Source organism: Thermococcus sp. MV11, assembly GCF_012027285.1.
Taxonomy (GTDB): Archaea; Methanobacteriota_B; Thermococci; order Thermococcales; family Thermococcaceae; genus Thermococcus; species Thermococcus cleftensis.
This window is the reverse complement of sequence record NZ_SNUD01000003.1, coordinates 20,560-44,862: the sequence shown is the minus strand read 5'-3', so window position 1 is coordinate 44,862 and position 24,303 is coordinate 20,560. Positions and strand designations below refer to the sequence as shown.

Sequence of the window (24,303 nt, the reverse complement as noted above, 5' to 3'; positions counted from 1 at the left end):
GTTATGAGGATACTCGTGTTGATAGACGGCTCGAAATGGAGTCAGAAAGCGGCGCTTCATGCAATAGCGGTGGCCAAGAGGAGGCACGGCAAGGTGATACTATTCTCCGTCCTCGACAGGAGGGAGGCAAAGGCGATGGCCTTCAACCTCGGCCTCTACAGCGAGAACCTTTCCCAGGTGGAGAAGTTCGAGGCGGAGATATGGAAGGATATGAAGAAGAGCATAAAACACCTGATGACCACGCTCCTCGAACTGTGTTATGAGGAAGGAGTGAACTGCTCCTTCAGGATAGTGGAAGGCTCGGCGAAGGAGAAGATACTCGAGGAGGCCAACTCCGGCCAGTACTCCCTCGTGGTCATGGGCGCCTACGGGAGGAGCGGAAAAACGAGGATAGGAAGTCTCCTTGAGGAGGTCGTCGGCTCCATAAACCCGCCCGTTATGGTGGTCCGCTAGCGTCTCCAGAGGGAGAGCACGAGCAGGGCCAGCACGAGCACCTCGAGGACCCCGACTATCAGTCCCACGTCCCTCTCTATCCACTCCGCAAGGCTCGCCATTTCTATCGTTTTTTTGATTGCCATCAAGAGGAAGGCCGCGAGCAGGTAGAGGGCCGGACGCAGGTGGCTCTTCCTGTAGGCTATGAAAGATACCCCCGCCAGGACGAGGGCCAGCACGAGCGCCGCTATCGTCAGTAGAGTTTCCATCATTCCTCCTCACCCATGCCAGCAAGTAGGTCTATCAGGTTGTCGGCCAGCTTCTCCCAGAGACCGGGCCGGTAGTCCCTTATCACCCTTGCTATTACCTCCGGGTCGTACGACAGGGAATAAATCACGCTCTTCCCGTCTTTTCTTGCCCTCACTATACCGAGCTTGACCAGCTCACCCATGTGGTAGCTCACCGTCGGCTGACTGAGGTTCAGCTTTTCGGCCACGTCCTTCTGATTCCTCTGTCCCTCCAGCAGTAGCAGGAGGATTCTCCTTCGGGTCTCCGTCGAGATGGCTATCAGCAGTCTCTGAGCTTCCTCCTCGAAGCCCCTCGGGAACAGGTAGCGCCTCTTCCCGACCTTCCTGGAGAATATCCTGCCCTCCTTCTCCAGCCTCCTCAGGTGGTACTGGAGGTCACCGATGCCGATCCCAAGCTCCCTCGCCAGCTCCCTAAAGGTTATCCCCGGCTTCACCTCGATCGCGTGGAGTATCTCGTTACGCCTCTCCATAAACCAACCCTTAAATCCTATGGTTCATCTATCTATCCGATAAAAATCCATATAAGCCAACCCTTTTTATGCCCATCGGTGAGAGAGATGGAGAACCTCGTGAGAAAAGCCGAGGCTCTCGCGGAGCGCTACGGCGTGTCCTATTATGAGATAAGGATAACCCGTGTAACTGCTTCCCACCTCAGCATTAGGAACGGTCAGCTCGACGAGCTATCGCTCAACACAGAGATGGGCATAGGTGTGAGGGCCTTCAACGGGGCCTGGGGTTTTTCCAGCGCCAATGACATGACGCGGGCGGAGGAGGCCATAAAAACGGCCATGAAGATAGCCAAGCTCTCCCGCGGGGATTCGAGGATACACCTCGGTGACCCCGTGAGGGACAGGGCGGAGATAAAGGTGAGGAAGCCCTTCACCGACATCGAGGTCGAGGACAAGCTGGCCCTCGTTAAGGAGATAGACTCCCTCCTCGAGGGGGAGAGAATAGTCAGCAGGGAGACGGCTTACGGCGACGGCCTGAAGGAGCAGCTCTACTTCAACTCCCTTGGGAGCGAGATAGAGACGGTGGTTCCGAGGGTGAGGGTGGGGTTCTCGGTTACGGCGAGGGAGAACGGGGAGATGCAGACCTACTGGAGGTACTTCGGTGGAACTGCCGGCTGGGAGCTGGTCGAGGACATAGACTTCCCCTACTGGGCCGAGCTGGTGAAGGAAAAGGCCCTCTCGCTCCTCCACGCCCGCTCGCCGCCCTCTGGAGAGTTCGAGATCATAATGGACCCCGAACTGACTGGCGTCTTCATACACGAGGCCCTGGGCCACGCGGTCGAGGCGGATTCAGTGAAGAACGGCGACAGCATCTTGGCCGGGAAGCTGGGCGAGAGGATAGCGGTGGAGGGGCTGACCGTTGTGGACGACCCAACGCTTCCCGGCAAGTACGGCTCCTACGTCTACGACGACGAAGGAATCAGGGGGAAGCGCGTGGAGATAATCCGGGACGGCGTGCTCGTGAACTACCTCAACGACCGCGAGACGAGCGCTTTGCTTGGTCTCGAACCCAACGGCCACGGAAGGGCGCAGGGCTACGCCTACCAGCCCCTCGTCAGAATGAGCAACACCTACGTTGAGCCTGGAAGCTGGAGCCTCGAGGAGATGCTGGAGGAAGTTAAGAACGGCCTCTATATGGCCGGCGACAAGGGGGGCCAGGTGGACACCGCGAGCGGAACCTTTACCTTCGGTGCCACCGAGGGATACATCATAGAGAACGGCGAGATAAAGGATATGGTGCGCGATGTGGCCATGAGCGGGAGCATTCTTGAAGTTCTGAGGAACATCAGGGCCGTGGGAAAGGAGTTGAGGGTGGAGTTCCCCGGCTACTGCGGCAAGGGACAGGTGGTTCCGGTGGACGACGGCGGGCCGCACCTTTTGACGAGGGCTCTCGTGGGGGGATTGAGGTGAACTCTTCCGTCGAGACCCTGGTGTCGATACTGGAGCGGGGGAACGTCGAGTGGGAGCTCTACTGGGAGGTTGGTAGGGGAGGCTCCTTCAGGATAGAGCGCGAGAGGCTCGAGCGCTCCCAGAGGAAGTTCTACTCGGGAATGGGCCTGCGCGTTGGTTACAACGGAAGACTGGGCTTCTCCTACATAACTGGCCTCAACCACGACCGGGAGGCCCTTGAGGAGTTCGTGAAGAGAACGGTAAAGTTGGCCCGGGTGAGTGAGATACCCTTCAGGGGTTTTCCGGCTCCCTCGAAGGTTCCCCGCGTCGATGGCCTCTACGACCGGCGCATAGAGGATATCCCCTTTGAAGAGGCCCACTCGCTCGCGGAGGAGTTCGCCGGCAAGATGCGCGAGCTGAAGGGGGACTCTCTGACCCTCTCCGGCTCCCTGGCCCTGGGGGTGAACTCCTACGGCGTGGCCAACTCCAGCGGTGTGTTCCTCGAGGGGCGCTCCACGGGAATGAGCGTCTCGGCCTACGCCGTGGTCGAGGGCACGCGGCCCGGCACGGGCTACCACTACCAGTCCTACCGCTCGCTCCGGCCGCTCGAGGAGCTGGAGAGATCGATAGCCCTTGCCGGGGAGGAGGCGCTCCTCAGCTCGGCCGCCGAAAGGCTCGAGCCCTTCAGCGGGGAGCTGGTTCTCGAGCCGAGTGCCTTCCAGTCCCTCCTCGGGATATTCCTCGAGAACCTCTACGGCGACAGCGTCTACTTCGGCAGGAGCAGGTTCTCGGGTACGGGCGAGGAGGTGGCGGGTGAGGCCTTGACTCTCGTCGATGACCCCACCTTGCCCGGCCTCCCCGGCAGCTACCCCTTCGACGGGGAGGGAACTCCTGGAAGGAGGACCGTTCTAATCGAGAAGGGTCTCCTAAGGAACTTCCTCCTGGACCACACCTATGGCTCTTTCCTCGGAATGGAGAGCACGGGCAACGCGGTGAGGGACTTCCGCACCGTTCCGCACATTGGGACGAGCAATCTCGTCGTGGAGCCGGGGAAGGAGAGACTGGAGGACTACGAGGGCGTTGTGGTGAGGAGGGTCTTCGGCGAGCACACGGCCAACCCAGTTAGCGGCGACTTCTCGCTGACGGTGGAACTTGGTTACGTCATCAAAAACGGTGAGCTGAGGCCCTTCCGGGACAACATGCTCACAGGCAACGTCTTCGAGGTTCTCAGGTCGGTGAGCTCGGTTGGCAGGGAATCCGTCCGTGAGGGTTCCTTCATATCCCCGCGGGTGCTGACCGTGGGAAGGATCGTGTGAAACGGTTGCCACGCGGTAACCTTTTATACGTTGCCTGTAAAATGTATCTGGTGGTACCACAATGGCCCCTCACGCAGTGGATTCGATTCTTTTCGGACTTAGACCGGGCGAAACGGTCCTCATTGAGTACAGTGCGGTTTCCTCCCCCGAACTTCTTCTCTACCTGATCTGCCGCAGATGCAGGGCCAGAGGGACGCCGCTCATAATCGATGACATCTCAGACGCCTTCGCGGAGAGCGTTATCCGCCTTGACCTCATGGGTCTGGAGCTCGAGGGCCTCAGGAACGCCCCGGTTATAAAGATCGGGGGTAGCCGCGAAATAGGGAGAGTCTTCGGGAGGGTTGAGGTGGATAAGTACTCCCTTGATTTCAGGTACTACAACGAGATCTACGAGAAGATAGTCCCAGAGGAGGTTGTTTTCAATCCTGTACTTGGAATCCACAAGCTCTTCATCGCCCTTGAGCGGCACGAGGTTATGCGGCTGATCCGCAACATCTCGACCTTCGTCGGGAAGAAGAGCCGCGTAGCGCTGTACTTCCTCAACGCCGACATCATGGAGAGGTACTCGCCCGAGCTGCTCTCGTTCTTTGAGGAGACTGCCAGCACTGTGATCCGGTGGGACTTCGAAGGGGGCAAGTACCGTCTCCGGGTCATCAAGGCCGCGAACGCTTCTATCGTTGGCTCCACGGCTTCCCTGAGCTTCAAAGACATATCGAGACAGTAGTGTGAAGGTTTTTAAACTCCCGTTCTTATCACCTTTGGTGATATGATGAGGTCAGCGGTGGCGGCTCTCCTCGCAATCCTCCTGCTCCTCCCCCTCGCGGGCGCTTACCCCGTTCCCGAGAGGGGAGTGGTTTATCAGGTGATGGTGGACCGCTTTTACGACGGAAACGCGAGCAACAACGGGCCCTTCTACGACCCCTCAAGGAGCGACTACCGCCTCTACTGGGGAGGCGACATAGAGGGACTCACGGAAAAGCTCGACTACATAGCCAGCCTCGGCGTCTCGATGATATGGGTATCGCCCCTCAACGACAACATAAACAGAATGGCCTCCGGCTCGGCCCCATACCACGGCTACTGGACGAGGGACTACAAGAGGATAGAGGAGCACTTCGGAACCTGGGAGGACTTCAGGGAGCTGGTGGAGGAGGCTGAAAAGCGGGGCATCTGCATAATCGTTGACTACGTGCCCAACCATGCCGGCCCGGCAACGGACGGTGAGTTCGGCTCCCTCTACGACAACGGCACCTTCGTCACCCACTACTACGAGGACGCCGAGAACGCCACGCGCAACCCCTACACCGGCAGCGTCGATGGAATCTACCACCACAACGGTAACATAAACGACTGGTTCGGCTTTCAGCTCAAGTACGCCAACCTCTTTGGTTTAGCCGACTTCAACCAGCTCAACCCCTGGGTGGATTCATACCTCACCGAGGGCGCGCTTCTCTTCGCCGACTCAGGTGCCTGCGGTTTCAGGATTGACGCCGTCAAGCACATGGACCTCGGCTGGCTTGAGAGCTTCTACCTGCGCCTCTACTCAAAGGGCCCCCTCTTCATCTACGGGGAGTACTACTCCCTTTCGCCCGATAAAACGGACGACCTCTACGAGCTCTACCGCTACTCCAACGTCTCGCCGGTCCTCAACATACCCATACGGGAGAGAATCGTGAGAACCTTCGCCCTCTTCGGTGGCCTTGACGCTCTCTCAAAGGAGCTTGAGGACTATTACTCCCTCTTCACCTATCCCAATAAGCAACTCAACTTCCTGGACAGCCACGACCTCGTCCGCTTCCTCAACGCGGCGGGGAGGAAGGACAGGGTGGAGCGCTTCCACATGGCACTGGCCTTGACCATGACCTTGCCCGGAATTCCGGTGATATACTACGGCGACGAGAGTTACCTGGTGAGCGGGGACGGAAAGGGCGACCCGTACAACAGGCCGATGATGGTGTTCAACAACACCACCGAGGCCGCCCACATAATCAGAACCCTGGCTGAGCTGAGGAAGACCAACGACGCCTTAGCTTTCGGCGACTTCAAAACCCTTTACGCCGACTACAACACCTGGGCCTTCGAGAGAACCTTTGGAAGCCACAAAATTTTCGTGGTCATGAACAAAGGCTCTCCGAGGAACCTCACGGTTTCCCTGGATTGGGGGGACGGAACCTACCGCGACGCGTTGAGCGGTGCCGAGATGAGGGTTTCCGGTGGAAAGGCCTCGCTCGAACTCCCGCGCAACAGCTTCTATGTCTTCCACGTCGAAGGGGAGCAGGAAGAACCACTCATCGGCTCGGTGACTCCTTACACCGCCCAGCCCGGTCAGAAGGTTCTCATCGGAGGGGCGGGCTTCGGCTCCTCAGGAAGGGTCATCATCGGCGGCATCGAGGCGAGGGTTATCTCATGGAACTCAACCGAGATACTCGTCGAGGTTCCAGAGGTGAAAACTCGGAAGGCCTGGCTCGATGTCGTGGTAGAGACCGGAGGAAAGACCAGCGACCCGGCAAAGCTGCGCTACTACTCCGGGAACGACGTTCCGGTTCTTCTCGTGCTGAACGCCACCAACCTCACAGGCCAGCTCTGGATTAAGGGCAGCCTCCCGGAGCTGGCGGAGCCGAGGCCCCTGCTCAAGTCCCCGACCGGCTACTACTTCACCGTCGTTCCGCTCCCCAACGGGACGGCCTTCGAGGTCGAACTTTACCGCGGTCTCCGCTGGGAAAACCTTGAGCCGACCGGCCTGGTCTACCACGGGACGGCGAACGGCACGGTGGTGCTTGAGCAGGGCCCCTTGCAATCCACAACGACGGCGCCTGAAAAAACCTGCGGGCCGGCCGCGCTCCTGCTCATCGCCCTGCTCCCGCTCCTCCGCGGGCGGCGTCAGTAGCCGGCCGGGAGCTTCTCCACTCCCATTTTTTCCAGCAGCCTTACCTCCCACTCCGCTAAGCTCGGACATACCGTGCAGCCGAGTCTATAAAAGCCCTCGTAGTAGAGCGGGTGGAGTTCAAGTCCCCTCATAAGTATGAATAGCTGCACCATCATTCCACTCCAGAACTTCACCGGCATGGCCTCGAGGACGGTTCCGAAGTTGGTCTTTCTCTCCACCACCGGCGGTTTGAGCCGTCTCCTCGCGCTCTCTCCGTCCCTGTCTCCGACGAGAAGAACGGGTTTCTCGAACTCCGAGACGACGGAGTAAAGGGCTTCTACCTTCTTCCTCGTGCACCAGCGGTTGCCGTGGGTCGGCATGCCGAACTTATCGAGGGGCATCGGAACATCGACGCGGATCAGATTGACGCCGAGCTTTCCCGCGAGCCTCTCAACGTACTCGTCCGTCATGGGCATCTCGTGCTCCATTCTCACGTAGATTGCGGTGACTTCATCGAAGACCTCGCTCGCGAGGAGCAGTGTGGCGGTCGAGTCCTTGCCCCCGCTCCAAGGCACTATCACGTCGTGTTCCTTGAACCGCTCGAGAAAGGCCCTGCTCGCCCGCGCGAAGGCCTCGATGTAGTCCCTGTTGGCGTCGATGAGCCGTTCGAGGGGGACGTTCTCAACGCAGGGACAGCGCCAGAGAACCTCCGTCGGAACGCCGAGCCTCTTGCTGACCTCGGCGACCCTGTTGGGGCCGGAGAAGTAGACCTCCTGGTTCATCTTCTTCCTGAGCACGAGGGAGTTCTCACCCAGCTCGACTCCGAGGAGAGAGCGCATGGTCTTTCTAAAGCCCTTGCCGGTGGCCAGGTAGATGTCGTAGTCGGGGTTGATTTCGACTCCAAATGGATTCTCCGGGTTGAGGAGGTACGCTTTTCTCCACTCGATTCCGAGGCGAAAGCGGGCTTTTATCTCCTCGATGTTGGAGTGTAGCTCATCAACCCGCATGTTCCTGACGCGCTTCGTTCTCAGAATCCGCGCGTAGAAGGGCTTTCCTGACTCGCGCAGAACTGGCAGTAGCTCCTCCATCAGATGCCTTTCCTTCTCCCCGAGGAGCAGTATAGGAACGTACGGCTTCTCAAGGATCTCGTTGAGGTTTTCGAGAACCTCCTCCTTCCTCCTGCCGCCGCCGAGGCTCTCGACGCTCAGGAAGCCGCCGTAGTTCCTCTCGTTGATGTACTCCAGCGCCTTCGCGTCCTTTCGGGCGCGGGCTATGAGGGCGAACATGGAAGGAGTTAAAAGCCGGAAGCTTAAAAGGATTGCCGCCGATGAGGAGAACTCCCTGCCCTGAGCGGTGATGACACCGGCTTTCCCGAGGCTAAATCTGGTCGAGTAGCTTCTTCCTCTTCTCCTCGTACTCCTCCTGGCTTATCACGCCCATGTCGTAGAGCTCCTTGAGCTTCTTCAGCTTTTCCAGCGGATCTTCCTTCTTCTCCACTGCCGGCTGGTGCTGGACGGTGGTTCCTGCAGGAACGACCCTGCTAACCAGCTCCTTGGGCTTCTTGAGCGTCCACGTCTCGTGGGTGAGGCCCTTCTTCACCTCTATCGTCACCGGTTCGATGGCTATCGCGTTGAGGGCGTCCTTTATGGCGTTTATCGTTTCTCTCGCCTGTTCCTTGTTCATCCAGCCGAGCTTGAGCCTTATGTTCTCCTCGCCCTTTATGAGGAACTCCGAGGACACAACCCCCAGCTCGACCTTGACCTCCTCGAGCTTCTGGTAGGGAATGGCCTTGACCTCGTACCTCCCGAGGACCTTCTCGTCCAGGTAGATTATCCTCCTGTCGGTTATAAGGAGCCACTTGGGCTTTTCCAGGCTTATCTTCTTCCTCACGGTGAAGAGAACCCTCTCCCCCTCCTCAAGAATCCTGGAGGCGGCCTTGGGAAGTTTTTCGCTCATGTTTCTCACCGGGGTGAATATGCTCGGCGACCTATATTAACCTTCCCTATCCACCCGATAGAGAAGGAACAGCGTTTTCCCGTCGGTGCTCTCAATCAGGGGGATTAGAATTCTCTCCCCATCATCGTTTCTCAGCCTCACCCTCTTTGGTCTCTCCTCAAGCTCCACCTCCAGTCTGAGGGTGTCCCACTCGAACGCGGAGGAACGGCTGATGGGAACGCTTTTCTCTCCCCCCGATGTTTCGATTACCACCTCTCCGTTCATCGGCGGAACCTCGACGGCCGCGATTACCCTCCCGTACCTTCCGCCCTCCACCGACGAGTAGGCCAGCACGATTCCTATGAGAAGGAGGAGCAGGGGGAGGACGATTCCCCCGGTGGTGATGTTAAGGCTTCTTCCGAGCCACATCAGGCCGGTCGAGACCAGGAGGGCCAGAACAACCACTGGCAGGGCGTAAATGAAGACCCTCCAGCCCGGCACTCCAAGTGCCTTTTCCAGTCCCTCCGCGGAGTCCGCGTACTCGGCCAGAACGCTCAGCCCGATCAGTGATAGGATTACCGCGGGACTGGAGAAGTAGGGGTCATTCAGCACGGCTTCGCTTATGGCCTCGTGAGCCTGGGGGAAGGCAACCCTCAGGAACCCGGAGAGGGCCATCGCGTAGGGCACGGAGTAGAGGACGGTCGAGAGGAATACCGTCCCGCTCGCCGAGCCGCCCAGCAGGTGGAGACCCAGGAGGATTATTCCCACCGCGGTGGCGAGGAGGGGGTCTCCGCCGAAGGCGCTCGAGTAGGCGAGTGAGGTAAGCGCTATCGCCGGAGCGACGACCGCGAGCTTCAGGACTCTCACGCTATCTCCCCCAGGAGTTTGCTTAGCGTCTCGCCCAGGTCTTCCCTTCCCGGAACCCAGCGGACGACGTGGGCCAGGCCCTCAAGCTCCCCGAGCACGGCGCGCTTCTCTAGCTCGATGAGGGTTCCCGTTCTCTCGTCGAGGGTCGGGTAAACCGAGACGTCCACGAGCACGGGGCGCCTTCTCTCCACCCTCCCCACGGTTCTGAGCCCCCTGGTGGTATCTTCCTTCGTCCCCTCGAGCACGTTGGAGACGTAGATGACCAGGGGGCTGTACTGGACGAGGGCCCGCTTGAGCCTCTCCACGGCGTCGGAAAGGCTCTCCTCCTCACCTGGAACCCTCTCGAAGTCCATCATTGTCCTGACGATGCTCTCGAGCTGTCTCCTCCCGGTGGTGGGGGGCAGGAACTTCCTCGCCCCCAGGAGGTAGAGGCCCACGTGGTAGTCTCTCCGGAGGTAGTGATGGGCCGTCGAAGCCACGAGCTTCATCGCGTGCTCGTAGGGGCTCTCACCCTCAGTTCCCACCTTCATCTCCTCCCTCGCGTCCACGATGAAGAGTACCGCCTTCTTTCCTTCCCTCTCGAACTCGTTCACCAGAACCCTTCCCGTTCTTGCAGTGGCCTTCCAGTTGATGAGCTTCATCGGGTCGCCGGTCCGGTAGTCCCTTATCTCCTTGAAGTCCGTGGAGATGGGCCCCCTTATGGAGAAGCTCGTCTCGGGGACGCTTATCCTGGCTTTCCTCCTCGTTCCGGTCACCGGAACGGCCCTTATCATCGCGGGAACAGCTATAAGCCGCAGCTCCCGGCCGTAGATCCCCCAGCGGTACCTCGTCCCCAGGGGGTTCCTTGCGGTGACTTCCGTCCTCGGCAGGGTGTAGGTTCCCCTCAGGGTTGGTTTTATCCTGTAGGTGTAGTGAACCCTCAGCGGTTTTGGCCCCTTGAAGAACGCCCTGGCGTTGCTTCCCGCGGTGAGGGCCGTGCTCCTCGGCAGTCTGTCCTTGACCGCCACAATCCCCAGCCCCCTCTCCACGCTCACCTCTACCTCAACCTCGACCTCCTCTCCCAGCCGGATTTCCCGCTTCGAGAGCCTTTTCCTTACCTCGATTTTCCCGGGCGGGTCAATGAGCGCCGCCAGCGCCAGGACTGAGAGCGGCACCACGGCTAGTGCAATCATTCCCGGGGCCAGGAGGGCCGTTCCCAGTATCAGTGCCCAGAGGACGTACCCCACCAGGCGCTTCTTCATTTTTCCTCGCCTTTTGGCACTGGAGTCTTCCTCAAGACCTCCCTCACGACCTCTTCTCCACTCACACCCTTAGAAGAAAACTCGGGCTTGATAACGTCCCCATTACCAACAAAAACCTCCGAGATCGTTTCAACTACCCCCTCCAGTCTTTCTGGGGCTTTATCTATTCCCATCATTTCTCCCACCCCATCATCTTTCTCAGCTCCTCGAGAACTTCCTCAACGATTCTGGCCCTCCGCTCTAGCTCCCTTCTCTCTATGACCCGCCTTATCCACGGGGGCGTCAGCGGGGAGGTTTTTCTCCCCTCGTAGTCCGCTATCCTGGCTACCAGCTCCTCGAACTCTTCCCTCTCCTCGAAGACCCTTGCCCCGTAGTATGCCAGGAACGCCGTGAGCGGTCCCCTCCTTCCCCTGACCACGAAGTCCTCTATCGCCTTGCTGGCGTTTTCCAGTTCCTTTCCCAGCTTCCTGGCCGTCTTCGACTCGTGCCTCCTCCACTGGGAGATGAGGTACTCCTCCGGGTCGCTCCCGCTCACGTGGGCGTGAACGAGGCTCCCGGCCGTTATTACCGCCAGCAGTAGGGCCAGCCACTCGCCATAGAACACCAGCGATGGGTGGCTTTCGCTCAGGGTCCCCCTGAAGGACGCGTACAGGCCGAGCGCTCCCCCGAGGACTCCCACCCCGATGAGGTTCCTCTCCACCGGCTCGGCCCAGGAGTGCCCCCTCTCGTGGAGTTCGGCAAGGAGGTAGCCTGCGAGGAGGAAAAGGCCAGCGTAGGTGAAGACGCTCCCGATAGGCTCGAGCGGCGGAAGGAGCGAGAGGCCGTAGAGGAAAACCATCAGCCCGGCACCCCTGGCCGTTCTCGAGAAGCGCTCGAGCCTCGGCGCGATGAGGGCCGTTCCTCCTCCGAGGATTACCAGAGCCAGGGGCACGGTGCCGACGGCGAGCGCGAGACCGACGATCCTGACCGCGAGGCCCGCCTTTTCTCCCCTGGCGGCTTCGACGGTGTCCCCGGCCATCATGAAAACGGTCAGAATGAGGGCTGGTCTGAGAAGGTTTTCCAGACCTCCAACACGCGTTGAGAGGGCGTAGATTAGACCCAGTATCCCGAGGTACACCGCGACCCTTCCCAAGTTGGGCTTAAACAACGCATTCACCCCCGGTAAGCTCGAGCATCGCGCGGTGGAAGCGTATGAACTCCTCCCTCGTCACCTCCCCTCCGCCGTACTTGACTCTCTCGAGTGTCTCCGTCACCACGTTGATGGGCTCCCAGGGGTACATCATATCCTTCAATGCCTTCGCTATCTCCCTCGGCGTCAGTTCCTCGACGTTGAGTCCGGCTTTCCTGGCCCATGGGAGGAAGCACCTCTCGTAGTCCTCGACCACCACTTTGCCGTAGCTCGGAACCACCCTGACCGCGGTCCTTTCAATTTCGTTCCCGCAGATGGCTTCAATCTCGTGCCTCCCCGGCGGAAGGTCCAGCCGGAACCTTCTCCCCCTGCCGAGCGGCTTTCCATCGACGCGGAGCTCGGCCTCACCGCCGCATTCCACCTCCAGCTCGATCTCCTCGCCCTTCCTGAAGAGGGGCAAACCGTCCCTGAAGATTATCTTGACGGTTCTTCCCGAGGTCTCTTCCCGCCTCGTCCTTCCAAGCCAGTACTTCCCTGCGAGGACGCCGACGATCGCCAGGACAACCAGGTAAGGCCAGGGAAAGCTCTTCTCCCTCGAGAGGACGATGTGAAGCTCGGCCCTCGTGGGGAGGTAGTAAGTCGAACCCCTGAAGACAACCGTCACCGTTTCGTTGGTCTCCTCGTCGGACACAGGGAGGTAAACGGTCGCTATTCCCGAGCCGTTGGTGAGGGCTAGGGTTGAGAAGTTCCCCGCCTTCACCTCGAGCTGGATCCCCTCCACGGGTTCGTCCAGGACGTCGGTCACCTTGAGTTCCACCCGGGCCTTCTCCTCTCCCTCCGCCCGTTTGGTGAGGGCCTCTATCCTCAGGGGTGAGACCACCTTCACCGCCGTCCTCCCGAGGACCCTCGCTCCCTGCCTGAACTCCACGGACTTCTCGCCGACGGCCTGGAATGGCTCGAGGGTCAGGCTGAAGCTTCCGTTGGCCACGCTAGCGGTGTAGGTCTTTTCAGGGAACACGTAGGCCTCTATCACAGCGTCCTCTATTCCGATCACCCTCCCGCTGATTTTGACCGGCTCCCCGGGTCCTGCCTCTACCTCCCTCGGCAGCTCAAGCTCCACCGCCGCGACGGTGACGTTCAGGACGGAGGGCGCGTAATCCTTGCTCCCCGGGTGTTCCAGGGTCAGAACGTGCCTCCCGACCTCTGGAAGGTAAAGTCTCAGCGAGAAGCCCCCGCTCGTCAGGGTTTTTGTCCCTCCCAACGGCCTTCCGTCAAGGTAATAATTCACGCTGGCGTTGGCTATCGGCCTCCCCGCTCCGTCCCTCAGCGTCCCGACGATGGTAACGTTGCCGGGTCTGGTCAGAATCGGCCCGGAAAGCGAGAATCTGGAGAGCCCCCTGATTCTGACCGTGACCACGTTGCCTCCTGGGAGGTAGGGATATCCAATGGGTGCGATGTAGTAGAGCATCACCTGTCCCGTTCCGGGTTCGAGGTACGGAGGAATCCTGGCGAAAACGGAGAAGGTCCCGTTCGAGACGTTGGAAACTCCGAGGAGGATCATTCTATTCCCGTCGCTGATGAAGGCCGCTGCCTTGCCCCTTGTCGGTCTTTCGCCCGTGGGGGTAATCACCTCGCCCGTTAAGTTAAGGAACTCCCCCGCGGTCAGGGTTTTTGGAACGTTGGCTTTCACCTCCGTCCTCTCAACAACGATCACCGGCAGGTAAACGGGAAACTTCTGGCCGTCCTTCGTCACCACCAGCTTCTCCACGTGGAGGCCGTTTGGGTAGTCGGCCGGGGCGTTGAGCCTGACGTAGATCTTCGTCTCGTTTCTTACCGTTTCGATGGCGGACCAGGACTCAACGAGGCGTGAATCGGTCTCCAGGTCGATTTTCCCCGTTCCGTAAACCGTGATTTCAACCTCCTCGCTCCCGCTCTTGAGCAGATTAACGGCCGTCCGGTTTGGCCTCGCCGAAAGCTCGCCCGGAACCAAAACCTGGGCGAACCTCACGATGCTCTCTCCCCTTTCAGTCGAGGCGTTCACTATTATGGGGTAGTATCCGGGTTTCCAGAACGGGCCGATCGTCACGTTGTGTATCCCCGATTCGTTGATTAGGGCAATGACACCAACTTCCGGTGCCTTTACCTCGACCCTTGCCCCGCTCTCGCTCGCCACGCGCTCGAACATGATCCCCAGGGTTCCCGTCCCGTTCGGTTCGAGAATCGGGGGGACACCCCTGATTGACAGCTCGAAGGGGGTGTAAACGTTCGGGTCTGGGTGGAGGGGGTCGAAGACCAGCCAGCCGGCGCCGTTGAAGTAAACCTCCGCCCAAAAGTGCCTGTTTTTCTCGGTCACGACCTGGGTCTGGGGTATCGCCTCGATGTATAGGCCCTCCACCAGCCTCGCGGGAAGGTCGTTGAGCCTCGCGAGGATCACGAAGGCCGTTGCGAAGTCGTACGGAGTGCCAGCCTTCGAGTCAAGGAGGAACCACCTCAGCCTGTCGGTGCCTTCCGGTGGAGCTACATCGTCCTCCACCCGATAGTTCTCGGCCAAGTATCTAGCTATCCTGACGGCCTTCTCGTAGTCCGAGAGCGAGCCGAGGGTTATCCCCCTAGCCAGAGATTCCAGCCTCGTGTCGTTGGGGGCGGAGAGGTAGATGCTCTGGTTTCCAGCTGTGAGGTTCACCAGGTGGGGCCAGTCAAATGTGTAGCTGACCGAGGAGAAGGAGTAGGAACTTACCCTCAGGCCGGTTCTGAAGAGGTTGTACTCCGGCACCACCTCCGCCCCGGCCCCCTCGACCCTCGTCGTGTAGAGGGACGTGAAGAGGTTCCCGGTGAGGGGTGTGAAAGATATCACCGTCACGTTGTCCCTCTCGGCATGGTGTGGAACGGTTATCTCCGGTGGGGCGATGACGTTCCTCTGAACCGCCGTGGCGTTCCTGGTCACCCACCTTCCTGCCTCGTAGTCCGTGTAAACGTTGAGCCTCAGGTAGTGGGTGTGTGCTGCCCCGCTGACCAGAAGAACGAGGTTTGGTTCCCCGGGCGGTCCGGTCTCGTTGGTCTCGTTCCCGGGCGGAAGCTTTGGGGAGAGGAGTTCCTCGATGCTCTTGGTCTCGGGGGGCGCCTTTATGATGGCTGGCCTCAGGGCGATCGAAGTGAGGAGCAGGGAGATTAGGGTTATGGTGAGAAAGGTCACTTGCTTTCTTTGCACCATGATGTTCCTTACCTCAACCACTGATTATATAAGGCTTTGCATTGATGTGCAGATGTGAGCATTTCCCTCCAAAACCCTTAACTATTCCCTGCCCTTTGTTGGCTTGGTGGTGGTATGGACTTTGGAAGGAAGCCGCTCATCGGAATGGTACACCTCAAGCCCCTTCCCGGCTCGTACCTCTACGACGGGAACCTTGAGGCGGTCATCGAGAGAGCTATACGCGATGCCAGGACGTTAGAAAAAGCGGGCTTTGACGCGATAATGGTGGAAAACTTCGGCGATGTTCCGTTCCCGAAGTACGTGGACAAGACGACGGTGGCCGCTTTCACCGCGGTGGCCAAAGCGGTGCGCGACGATGTGAGCATTCCCCTCGGAATAAACGTTCTCCGCAACGACGGGATAGCCGCTTACTCCATAGCCTACGCCGTCAAAGCGGACTTCATAAGGGTGAACGTGCTGAGTGGTGTGGCTTACACCGACCAGGGCGTAATCGAGGGCATCGCCCACGAGCTGGCAAGGCTCAGAAAACTCCTTCCGAGCAGAATAGAGGTCTTCGCCGACGTCCACGTCAAGCACGCGGTCCACTTCTTCGACTTCGAAGATGCCGTAAGGGACACAGTCGAGAGGGGCCTTGCAGATGCCGTAGTGGTGAGCGGGAAGGCAACAGGAAAACCCGTCGATGTGGAAAAGCTCGCCCTGGCTAAGAGGATCTCGCCGGTGCCAGTGGTGGTGGGTTCGGGCACTTCCTACAACAACCTTCCCGAGCTGTGGAAGTACGCCGATGCCTTCATAGTTGGCACGTGGATCAAGCACGACGGCAAGGTTGAGAACGAGGTCTCGCTTGAGAGGGCTGGAAAGCTGGTGGAACTGGCGAGAAATCTTCGAAAAACCTATCCGTAATGTCCTTTTACGGAATTTTCTTTTCCGAAAGGCTTATTACTCTTGAATGCGTAATTAGTTAAGTCGAACCTGTCCCGCTTTTCTTTTCTGCGAGATGGTTTGGTGAACTGTGAGAGGTGCTTACAATGGGATTGTTGAAAAAGCTGGTGGTTGGGTTTTTCCTTCTCCTGGTCCTCGGAATGGTGGCAGTGTTCGGAATGCAGTACTACTATGAGACGGCATACGACAAGGTCCCGGTCGAGGTCAAGAGCGAGACCGTCAGCGGGGACGTCTTCTACCTTTCGCACGTCCTTGAGCCCGGCAAGTACAAGATAACCGCGGACAGCGAGGGGACGGTGGTGAAGATAACGATACTCGATGGAAGCGGGAACGTTGTAACCGAATCTGAGACGAACGAGTTCATATACGGCTCCACCGACCCCTTCCAGGTGAGAATTGACTACAAAGCTCCAGAGAACGTGGACACCTACAACGTGTCGGTCGGTATTTACAGGCTCGTAAAGAAGTGACGAAAGCGTTATATCTCCCTTTTTTGATTTCCCCACAAAATCAGTCTCTCAATTTCATACCGGGTGGTCGAGATGGGGAAGTACTTCGGAACCAGCGGAATCAGGGAGATAGTCAATGAAAGGCTCACCCCCGAGCTCGCTCTCAACGTCGGAAGGGCCCTCGGGACGTTTCTCGAAGGGGGAACGGTCGTCGTAGGCATGGACACGAGGACGAGCGGCGAGATGTTAAAGCAAGCTTTAATAAGCGGCCTCCTCTCAACCGGGGTCGATGTCATAGACATCGGCCTCGCGCCCACCCCGCTGACAGGCTTCGCTATCAAGCTTTACGGTGCCGATGCCGGCGTCACCATAACCGCCTCCCACAATCCCCCGGAGTACAACGGCATAAAGGTCTGGCAGGCCAACGGAATGGCCTACACCCCCGAGATGGAGAACAGACTTGAGGCCATTCTGGAGTCCAGAAACTTCAGGAAGGCCCCGTGGAACGGGATTGGAGCGCTCAGAAAAGCCGACCCGAGGGAGGAGTACATAAAAGCCGCCCTCGATATGGTTCACCTTGGGGATTCCTACACCGTTGTAATTGACGCGGGCAACGGGGCAGGCTCTGTTCTCAGCCCCTACCTCCAGCGCGAGCTGGGGAACAGGGTTATAAGCCTCAACTCCCACCCGAGCGGGTTCTTCGTCAGGGAGCTTGAGCCGAACGCCAGGAGTCTCTCGATGCTGGCCAAGACAGTTAAGGCCATGAAGGCCGACGTGGGAATAGCGCACGACGGCGACGCGGACAGGATTGGCGTCGTCGATGACGGGGGGAGTTTTGTCGAGTACGAGGTCATGCTGAGCCTCATAGCCGGCTACATGCTGAGGAAGTTCGGAAAGGGGAAGGTGGTAACGACGGTCGATGCCGGCTTTGCCCTCGATGACTACGTTAGGCCACTCGGTGGCGAAGTTCTGAGGACCCGCGTTGGAGATGTGGCCGTTGCCGACGAGCTGGCCAGACACGGCGGGGTCTTCGGCGGCGAGCCGAGCGGGACGTGGATAATGCCTGAGTGGAACCTAACGCCGGACGGTATTTTCGCAGGGGCGCTGGTCCTTGAGATGATCGACAGGCTCGGCCCGCTGAGCGAACTCGCTAAAGAAGTCCCGCGCTACGTGACGCTTCGCGCCAAGATACCCTGCCCCAACGAAAAGAAGGCCAGGGCGATGGCGCTCATAGCCGAGGAAGCCCTCAGGAGCTTCGACTACGAGAGGCTCATAGACATCGACGGCGTTAGGATAGAAGGTGCCGACTGGTGGATTCTGTTTAGGCCGAGCGGGACGGAGCCGATAATGCGCATAACCCTCGAAGCGCACACCGAGGGAAAAGCAAAGGCGCTGATGGAAAAGGCCGAGGAGATCGTGAAGAGGGCGATAGACTCAATTAAGTAAAGGTGATGGGTTGTGGACGTTTTGGACTTGCTCTCGTTATCAGGTGAGAATAATGCTAAATGGCTCTTGCCTATTATTGTGTTTTATCTTATTGCAACTGTCGTATTTTCTATTCTTCAGCATCTTGAGAATTTTGATATGATTGTAGGGTGGCGCAGACGTAATGAGTTGTGGCGTGTTTTTAAGGAGTATTCAGGCATTAATGAGTTTCTATTGGAGCTATACCGGGAGTTTAATATAAGGGCAGGTTTTGACAATGAGGGGTTGATGAAAGTATATTTTTGGATGCCTTCCGTGTTTTCACTTCTCCTTGGTGGTTTCATGTACTATCATAGCAATCTTAATGCTGAACAGATTGGAGTATTGCTATCTGTCCTCTGCACTCTGGTGATTGTTTCCAGCCCTTTGATTTTCCTTGCGAAATTTAGTCCAGCAAAGCTGAAAAATTTAGCTAATTTTGTAAATTTCACAGTTGGTTCGATTGTGCCATTGTATATATCCATTGTTGTGGGGTTTAGTAGTAACTTAAATGATGGTATCATTTTGCTTGGGATGAATATTGTTGGGATGCTCTTGCTGCTTTTATTTTTATACCCTCGTTTGCAAAAACAAGCGATTATTGGGCTTTGGCATAGTGCTGAATTTTTGCCAAAAAAGAAAGTTTATTTGCAAAAATCTCCATTGGTTAAAGTGATAACTCCTGATGGACAATTTGAGGGCAAGTTATGGGATATTTTTAACAGTAATTATCTCATCCTGAAAGAAGGTCCAAAAGAGATATTAATCCCTTGGTCACGGATATCTTATCTTGAGATCTTGGGCGAAAGAAAATTGTTGTGATCACTTCAGCCTCTTCAGCTTCTTCCCTATTATCGCGAAGGTTGCCATTAGGGCTATCAGCATGACCCAGCCCAGGTTCTGGCTCGTCTCCTCGGGCAGGAGCAGGTAGGCGAAGAGCACCAGCGTGGCGAAGGTGACCAGTATCAGAACCAGCCCCTCCCCCCGCGTTCCGGTCCTTATCTTCCCCCTCGGGTGGAAGCTCGAAAAGCGGCTCCACTTTATCCCCGAGACCGTCAGGGTGTCCGCGAAGAGGTGGGAGATGTAACCGATGAAGAACGCCATGCCTGGCCAGTAGCTGTCGGTTATCCAGTAGGCAAGGCCGCCAACGAGGGCGGTTATTAAAAAAGCCGCCTCTATCGTGTGGGTCGCGCCCCTGTGCTCGACGAAGCGGGGCATGACCGTTCCACCGGGGAGCTTGGTAGAGATGTAGGACTTGGGGTGGTCTATGTCGGGCATCAAGGCTCCAAGGGCCGCCATTCCAATGTTGATTAAGCTCATCGGGGCGCCGAAGAGCACCGCTATTAGGTAGAAGAGAACCCCGAAGACAACGTGGGTGTACCACATCATTTTGCATCATCTGGCCCCAGTTCGGCAAGAACCGATTTAACCCTTTCCATGCTGCCCTCGACGTCGTCCTTGTCGAACTCAACGTAAACCCCCTCCGGGAACCTCGCGGTGAGTATCTCGAAGAGTATCCCGGGCATCTTCACGAGCTTGAAGTTCTGTCCCTCGACGATCTCCCTCGAACGTCTCACTCTCTCCTCCTTTCCCAGGTAGAAGAACTCCTGCATGGCGGAGTAGGGATAGCCCTCTGGGTCGCTGGAGCTGGTGTGAAAGACGCCGCAGGTTGGCGAGCCTTTAACGCCGATGAAGACGACCTTTTCTGGCCTCTCCTCGGTCAAGACCCGGCCTATGAAGTCTGCTATCACCTTGGCCCTCTCCCTCATGCCCAGCCTCCCGTAAACTTCCCTGCTCGCCGGTGCCCTCGGCCAGCCGATCAGCTCGAACTCTGGGCAGGGATAGGCTAAAACCTGCCAGTCCTCGCCTAGCTCTCCGATAAACTTCCTCAAAAGCTGGGCCGTCCTGTACTCCTTCTCTTTCGGCCCGCGGTAGACGTAGAAGGGGCTGAGCAGGCAGGGCGCTATGACGAGGAGTTTCATGGCTCCTCACCGAAGGTCTTCAGGAATGGAACCCTCTTGAAGTCGGAGTCAAACGTCAGGATGAGCTTAATCCCGTGCTCCCTGCACGTTGCGACGATTATGGCGTCGTTGGGCAGTAGGTTGTGAGCCTTGCCGAGTTCCGCTGCGAGCTTTATCGTGTTCTCGGTTATCGGCGCAACCTTCAGAAAACCTGCCCCGCTCAGTCTTTCGAGGGATTCTTTGACCTTCTCGTAGACGAAGATGTAGTCATTCAGGTGCTTCGTGAGGTCATAGGTCCCCTTCAGGCCGTCCTGAATTGCGAGTGTAAACATCACCTTGTAGACGGTCTCTGAGAACACGATGGGATTGGTGAGAAGGGTGTGGCCTTCTTCTATTGCCCTCTCGACGAGTTCCCTTGCCCGCTCGTCCCCGAGGTGAAGACCAACGAGAACCGACGAATCGATGAAGACCTCAGAGCGACTCATAGTAGGCCTCCTTCAGGCGTTTGTAGTCGATCCCCTCGACTTTCCTTATGACCATTGAGTCAAGGAGTTCATCTAAGTCTATCTCGATGATTTTTATTCTCACCTTTGCATGATCGCGCAGATGGGGCTTTTTCAGAGGCTTCAGAACACCGTCCTCGTAAATGGCCTCTATGATCTCCTCCATGTTCCCACCATACTGGTTTTGGTGAAACCTACTTTAAACCTTCCCCGCTACCTCCTCGATGATCCTCTCTACCTTCTCCCTCAGCCCCTCCAGCGTCCCCTCGTTGGTTATCACGTAATCCGCGAGGCCCTTCAGCTCGCTCGTGTGGTATAAGCGCTCCTCGGCGTCGTCCATGCTTTTAAAGTCCTCAAAGCTCCTTATGCCCTTATCCTTGTTCGCCTTCCTCTTCACCAGCCGCTCGAACCTTATCCCGGGCCTCGCCTCGACGTAAATCACCTTTCCGCCGAGTCTCTTTATCGCCTCTATCTCCTCCCGCGAGCGGACGCCGTCTATGACGATGTTCCTGCAGTTCCTCTTTTTATCGACGGCGAGCCTTATGAGGACGTCCCCGCCGTACTTCTCCTTCAGGTACTTCCCGAACTCTATGAGCCTCTCGCGCGTCGGCTCGGCCTTTTCGGGCAGTTCCGGAATCCACGAGTAGTCGGAAACGTTGTGGGTGAGCAGGTCTATCAGAGGGTCGCTGCAGGAGACTCTGCAGAATCCCTTCTCTTCGAAGAACCTGGCAACCGTCGTCTTTCCGGCGGCGATCTTCCCAACTACTCCAATTATCATCTTTTCCACGACCTCCATATCAGGTTTGCACCGTCCGTCGATTCCATAAGCCCCTCGTAAACCAGGTCGGTAACGAATCTTATCAGGGCGGTTTTGTCGTATATCACGGGCATCTCAAAGCCGAAGAGGTACTTGAGTTCAAAGAACCCGATGTGGAGCAGTCTGAAGGGGTTGAGGAGGTAGATCCCTTGCTCGGCCTTCAGCCCGAAGGGAAAATCGGCGAGGACGAGCTTTGCCCCACGATCCTCCGCGAGGGCGACCAGTTTCCCCTCGTCCGGGAAGAAAACCTCCGCCGGCCCGGTCTCTATCGGCTCGTACTTCAGCCTCGGGAAGGCGTACCTGATTCCAACGGCCTCGTGGGGAAGGTTCAGCCTTTCGGCAAAGCCGAGCAGGGCCTTCGCGTTGAAGCTCAGGAAGACGAGAGTTTTGATGTTCCCTCTCACCTCGGGCCACTTCCTCGGGGGGAAGCGCTTCTCGGCCTCGATTATCGGAAGGAGAAATTCAAGCTCTGTCCCCTTAACCAGCCTCTCGGCTTCCTCAAGCTTCCTCCGCTTTATCTCCAGGTCGAGGTTGGAGTAGACGGTGACCTGCTTCACCCCGAGCCTCTCGCGGAGCTTTCCGATGACGAAGCTGTTGCCTATGACGACGCTCTTGTCCGTCCTGTCATGGGCGATTATGAAGAGCTTGTCGCCCTCGGGGTCGTAGCGGACCTCGTCTATCCTGAAGGGGCTCTCCGGAAAGCCGTTCTCACGCCTTATTGCCCTCACCAGCTCAGATATTCCCTCGACCGTGAACATGGCCCTTCCCTCCTACCTCGCGGGGCTGGCTTTTAAGGTTCTCGCCGGAAGGTTGTTCCATTATGGGAACAAAAATTTATAAAATCTGGAACAAACCTTCACCCGGTGATGGATGTGAGGATGAGTTCGAGGGAGATAGCTCTAATCGGAATGATGCTCGGCCTCTCGCTGCTCTTCGATGTGATGCCGATTGAGATGCCCACAGTGTGGGGTATGAAGATAGACCTCGTGGCGGTTCCGATAATAATGGTCTACCTCCTCACGGGCTTCACCGGCGGCTTAACCGCGGTTCTGCTCCTCTTTGCGGGCCTGAGCGTCGTCTCCTCCGCCAGCTGGCTCGGGGCGATGATGAAGTCCTTCGCGACCCTGGCGGTCATAGTGGGCTTTGAAGTGGCGAAGAAGGCTACAGGCTTCGAGCTTTCCACCGGTGGGGGGAAACTCGTGGTCTTCGCGGTTCTGGCATATCTCGCCGGCCTTGCCGTCAGGATACCGCTCATGCTGGCCCTCAACTACTACGTTGCCCTTGAGATATGGCTCGGCCTCCCGAGGGAGCAGGTGGTTCCGGCTGTCGAGAGCTGGACCGGTGTTCCATTCTGGGTTGCCATCGGCCTTCCGAACGCGATACAGAGCGCCATAGACGTCTTCCTGGGACTGGCAGCGACGCTACCGGTGCTGAGAAGGGTTCCCCACCTGCTGGAATAATGGAAACTGAAAAGGGGCTAGAGGTTGCCCAGTATCTCCTCCTCTTCCATCGTCCTCTCGCAGTAGTGGCAACGTAGCTTGAGGGGTTCCTTCGAGACGACGTTGAACCTTGGCTTCACGTGCTCGTGGTTGCTGACGCAGTTTGGGTTGGGACAGCGAAGGATTCCAACTATCTCGCCCGGAATCGAAACCTTGAACTTCTCCACTATCTTGTAGTCCCTGACTATGTTCACCGTCGCGCTCGGGGCGATGAGGGCTATCTTGTTCACTTCCTCCTCGCTCAGGTAGCGCCCCTCGACCTTGACGATGTCCTTCCTTCCGAGCTTCTTGCTCGGCACGTTTGAGGCTATGAGCAGGGTCCCCCCGTTGGGCTTGGTTAGGCTGAGAATCTCGATGACCTTGAGCCACTTTCCGGCGGGAATGTGGTCTATAACCGTTCCTTCCGGAATTACTTCAACCTTGAGCTCGGGCATTCAGAATCCCTCCAAGACTCCAAGGGTTAATCCGAGGAGTGCCATTCTAACGGGAACACCCGAAAAGACCTGCCTGAAGTAGAGGGCGTGCGGGGTTTTATCTACCTCCGGGTGAATCTCGTCCACCCTCGGGAGCGGGTGCATTACCTTGAGGCGCTCCTTGGCGTTCTTCAATACTTTGAGGTTCACCTGGTAGCTCCCCTTCACCTTGAGGTACTCCTCCTCGTCGGGAAAGCGCTCGCGCTGGATTCTCGTGACGTAGAGGACGTCGAGCTTAGGAATCGCCCCCTCAAGGTCGGTTGTCTCGTGGACCTTAACGCCTTTCTCGCGGAGCTCCTCGATGATGTGCCTCGGCATTCTCAGGAGTTCGGGCGAGATGAGGTATAGCTCGACGTCGTAGAAGGCCAGAGCCTCAGCGAGGCTGTGAACCGTTCTCCCGTACTTCAGGTCGCCGAGCAGGCCTATGGTTAAGCCGTCGATTCTCCCGAAGGCGCGTTTTATGGTGTAGAGGTCAAGGAGCGTTTGAGTCGGGTGCTGGTTGCTTCCGTCGCCGGCGTTGATGACAGGAATCTCGGCCACCTCCGCCGCTAACCTTGCGGCACCCTCCATCGGGTGCCTTATCACGATGACATCGCTGTACTGCTCGACCGTCTTTATCGTGTCGGCAAGGCTCTCGCCCTTCTTTACGCTCGTGCTTGAGGCCGAGGAGAAGCCTATTACCGAGCCGCCGAGGCGGTGCATCGCGCTCTCGAAGCTCAGCCGTGTCCTCGTTGACGGCTCGAAAAAGAGCGTAGCGAGTATCTTCCCTCGTGCGTAGTCGAGCGAGCCCTTCTCCTTCAGCTCAGTTTCAAGCCTTTCGGCAACCTTCAAAACAAACTCGATATCCTCCTTCGAGAAGTCCCTAACGCTTATCACGTCGCGTCCTTTCCAGTCCATAGAAGCCCTTCCGGTGTAAAAATCGATGGGTTTTTAAACGTTTTTTGACAAAATCTTGTTGAGGCAAGCCTTTAAACCCAGGTTCGAAGTTTCAATAA

At 57.7% G+C, this 24,303-nt stretch carries 27 protein-coding genes; 10 read left to right on the top strand and 17 right to left on the bottom strand.

The window, feature by feature from the left end:
• The first annotated feature begins 3 nt into the window (after positions 1-3).
• Positions 4-453, top strand: a complete 450-nt coding sequence (locus E3E27_RS07740) for a universal stress protein (protein ID WP_167774140.1) — start codon at positions 4-6, stop codon at positions 451-453.
• Here E3E27_RS07740 and E3E27_RS07735 read toward each other — a convergent pair.
• Together E3E27_RS07735 and E3E27_RS07730 are read right to left on the bottom strand one after the other, a co-directional pair.
• Entirely contained in the window at positions 450-704 is a 255-nt protein-coding gene (locus E3E27_RS07735) for a hypothetical protein (protein ID WP_167774139.1), read from the bottom strand. The two genes, E3E27_RS07740 and E3E27_RS07735, sit on opposite strands and share 4 nt — an antisense overlap.
• Complete coding sequence (locus E3E27_RS07730; protein WP_167774138.1) at positions 701-1,210, bottom strand: metalloregulator ArsR/SmtB family transcription factor; 510 nt, start codon at positions 1,208-1,210, stop codon at positions 701-703. Before E3E27_RS07730 ends, E3E27_RS07735 begins: the two co-directional genes overlap by 4 nt.
• An 87-nt stretch (positions 1,211-1,297) precedes the next feature.
• On the opposite strand from E3E27_RS07730, the gene E3E27_RS07725 reads away from it, so the two are divergent.
• The 4 genes from E3E27_RS07725 to E3E27_RS07710 all read left to right on the top strand — a co-directional run bounded on the left by E3E27_RS07725 (position 1,298) and on the right by E3E27_RS07710 (position 6,841).
• Positions 1,298-2,659 carry a TldD/PmbA family protein gene (locus tag E3E27_RS07725; RefSeq protein ID WP_167774369.1) on the top strand — a complete coding sequence of 454 codons (1,362 nt, stop codon included), beginning with the start codon at positions 1,298-1,300 and terminating at the stop codon, positions 2,657-2,659.
• A complete protein-coding gene (locus tag E3E27_RS07720; protein WP_167774137.1) occupies positions 2,656-3,954 on the top strand; it encodes a TldD/PmbA family protein in 1,299 nt (432 codons plus the stop codon). The genes E3E27_RS07725 and E3E27_RS07720 overlap by 4 nt, the downstream gene beginning before the upstream one ends.
• A gap of 61 nt (positions 3,955-4,015) precedes the next feature.
• Complete coding sequence (locus E3E27_RS07715) at positions 4,016-4,678, top strand: DUF257 family protein (protein ID WP_014789106.1); 663 nt, start codon at positions 4,016-4,018, stop codon at positions 4,676-4,678.
• 45 nt (positions 4,679-4,723) lie between these two features.
• The gene (locus tag E3E27_RS07710; RefSeq protein WP_167774368.1) at positions 4,724-6,841 is read left to right on the top strand and encodes an alpha-amylase family glycosyl hydrolase; all 2,118 of its coding nucleotides are present in this window, start codon (positions 4,724-4,726) and stop codon (positions 6,839-6,841) included.
• Here the strand turns inward: E3E27_RS07710 and E3E27_RS07705 are convergent.
• From E3E27_RS07705 to E3E27_RS07675, 7 genes are all read right to left on the bottom strand, one after another.
• Positions 6,835-8,106, bottom strand: a complete 1,272-nt coding sequence (locus tag E3E27_RS07705; protein WP_167774136.1) for a phosphoadenosine phosphosulfate reductase family protein — start codon at positions 8,104-8,106, stop codon at positions 6,835-6,837. The two genes, E3E27_RS07710 and E3E27_RS07705, sit on opposite strands and share 7 nt — an antisense overlap.
• A gap of 91 nt (positions 8,107-8,197) precedes the next feature.
• Positions 8,198-8,776, bottom strand: a complete 579-nt coding sequence (locus E3E27_RS07700; RefSeq protein WP_014789109.1) for a PH domain-containing protein — start codon at positions 8,774-8,776, stop codon at positions 8,198-8,200.
• 36 nt (positions 8,777-8,812) lie between these two features.
• Positions 8,813-9,622 carry a hypothetical protein gene (locus E3E27_RS07695; RefSeq protein WP_167774135.1) on the bottom strand — a complete coding sequence of 270 codons (810 nt, stop codon included), beginning with the start codon at positions 9,620-9,622 and terminating at the stop codon, positions 8,813-8,815.
• Positions 9,619-10,863 (bottom strand): DUF58 domain-containing protein, encoded by a 1,245-nt coding sequence (locus E3E27_RS07690; RefSeq protein WP_167774134.1) that lies wholly within the window; start codon positions 10,861-10,863, stop codon positions 9,619-9,621. Before E3E27_RS07690 ends, E3E27_RS07695 begins: the two co-directional genes overlap by 4 nt.
• Positions 10,860-11,039: a hypothetical protein gene (locus E3E27_RS07685; protein ID WP_167774106.1), complete on the bottom strand. Its 180-nt coding sequence runs from the start codon at positions 11,037-11,039 to the stop codon at positions 10,860-10,862. Before E3E27_RS07685 ends, E3E27_RS07690 begins: the two co-directional genes overlap by 4 nt.
• On the bottom strand, positions 11,036-12,019 hold the full coding sequence (locus E3E27_RS07680; RefSeq protein ID WP_371731576.1) for a hypothetical protein: 984 nt from the start codon (positions 12,017-12,019) through the stop codon (positions 11,036-11,038). Before E3E27_RS07680 ends, E3E27_RS07685 begins: the two co-directional genes overlap by 4 nt.
• Positions 12,003-15,203, bottom strand: coding sequence for a transglutaminase domain-containing protein (locus tag E3E27_RS07675; protein ID WP_206204845.1), 3,201 nt, complete (start codon positions 15,201-15,203; stop codon positions 12,003-12,005). Before E3E27_RS07675 ends, E3E27_RS07680 begins: the two co-directional genes overlap by 17 nt.
• A gap of 114 nt (positions 15,204-15,317) precedes the next feature.
• Here E3E27_RS07675 and E3E27_RS07670 point away from each other — a divergent pair, with 114 nt between their 5' ends.
• From E3E27_RS07670 to E3E27_RS07655, 4 genes are all read left to right on the top strand, one after another.
• Positions 15,318-16,103: a BtpA/SgcQ family protein gene (locus E3E27_RS07670; RefSeq protein ID WP_167774131.1), complete on the top strand. Its 786-nt coding sequence runs from the start codon at positions 15,318-15,320 to the stop codon at positions 16,101-16,103.
• 125 nt (positions 16,104-16,228) lie between these two features.
• Positions 16,229-16,612 carry a hypothetical protein gene (locus E3E27_RS07665; protein ID WP_167774130.1) on the top strand — a complete coding sequence of 128 codons (384 nt, stop codon included), beginning with the start codon at positions 16,229-16,231 and terminating at the stop codon, positions 16,610-16,612.
• Positions 16,613-16,684: 72 nt separating this feature from the next.
• Positions 16,685-18,037, top strand: a complete 1,353-nt coding sequence (glmM, locus tag E3E27_RS07660; RefSeq protein WP_167774129.1) for a phosphoglucosamine mutase — start codon at positions 16,685-16,687, stop codon at positions 18,035-18,037.
• 12 nt (positions 18,038-18,049) lie between these two features.
• Complete coding sequence (locus E3E27_RS07655) at positions 18,050-18,877, top strand: hypothetical protein (RefSeq protein ID WP_167774128.1); 828 nt, start codon at positions 18,050-18,052, stop codon at positions 18,875-18,877.
• Here E3E27_RS07655 and E3E27_RS07650 read toward each other — a convergent pair whose 3' ends face one another.
• The 6 genes from E3E27_RS07650 to E3E27_RS07625 are packed head-to-tail and all read right to left on the bottom strand — an operon-like array spanning position 18,878 to position 22,094.
• Entirely contained in the window at positions 18,878-19,444 is a 567-nt protein-coding gene (locus E3E27_RS07650; protein WP_167774127.1) for a metal-dependent hydrolase, read from the bottom strand. It lies immediately after the preceding gene.
• Positions 19,441-20,037, bottom strand: coding sequence for a hypothetical protein (locus tag E3E27_RS07645; protein WP_167774126.1), 597 nt, complete (start codon positions 20,035-20,037; stop codon positions 19,441-19,443). Before E3E27_RS07645 ends, E3E27_RS07650 begins: the two co-directional genes overlap by 4 nt.
• A complete protein-coding gene (locus E3E27_RS07640) occupies positions 20,034-20,501 on the bottom strand; it encodes a type II toxin-antitoxin system VapC family toxin (RefSeq protein WP_167774125.1) in 468 nt (155 codons plus the stop codon). The genes E3E27_RS07645 and E3E27_RS07640 overlap by 4 nt, the downstream gene beginning before the upstream one ends.
• On the bottom strand, positions 20,488-20,685 hold the full coding sequence (locus tag E3E27_RS07635) for an antitoxin family protein (protein WP_088865300.1): 198 nt from the start codon (positions 20,683-20,685) through the stop codon (positions 20,488-20,490). The genes E3E27_RS07640 and E3E27_RS07635 overlap by 14 nt, the downstream gene beginning before the upstream one ends.
• A 33-nt stretch (positions 20,686-20,718) precedes the next feature.
• Entirely contained in the window at positions 20,719-21,297 is a 579-nt protein-coding gene (locus E3E27_RS07630) for an AAA family ATPase (RefSeq protein ID WP_167774367.1), read from the bottom strand.
• Positions 21,294-22,094: a hypothetical protein gene (locus tag E3E27_RS07625; RefSeq protein ID WP_167774124.1), complete on the bottom strand. Its 801-nt coding sequence runs from the start codon at positions 22,092-22,094 to the stop codon at positions 21,294-21,296. The genes E3E27_RS07630 and E3E27_RS07625 overlap by 4 nt, the downstream gene beginning before the upstream one ends.
• Before the next feature lie 108 nt (positions 22,095-22,202).
• Between E3E27_RS07625 and E3E27_RS07620 the strand changes: the two genes are divergently transcribed.
• On the top strand, positions 22,203-22,796 hold the full coding sequence (locus tag E3E27_RS07620) for a hypothetical protein (RefSeq protein ID WP_240910712.1): 594 nt from the start codon (positions 22,203-22,205) through the stop codon (positions 22,794-22,796).
• Positions 22,797-22,813: 17 nt separating this feature from the next.
• Here E3E27_RS07620 and pyrI read toward each other — a convergent pair whose 3' ends face one another.
• Positions 22,814-23,269, bottom strand: coding sequence for an aspartate carbamoyltransferase regulatory subunit (gene pyrI, locus E3E27_RS07615; RefSeq protein WP_167774123.1), 456 nt, complete (start codon positions 23,267-23,269; stop codon positions 22,814-22,816).
• Complete coding sequence (gene pyrB / locus E3E27_RS07610) at positions 23,270-24,205, bottom strand: aspartate carbamoyltransferase (protein ID WP_167774122.1); 936 nt, start codon at positions 24,203-24,205, stop codon at positions 23,270-23,272.
• Between the last annotated feature and the right edge of the window lie 98 nt (positions 24,206-24,303).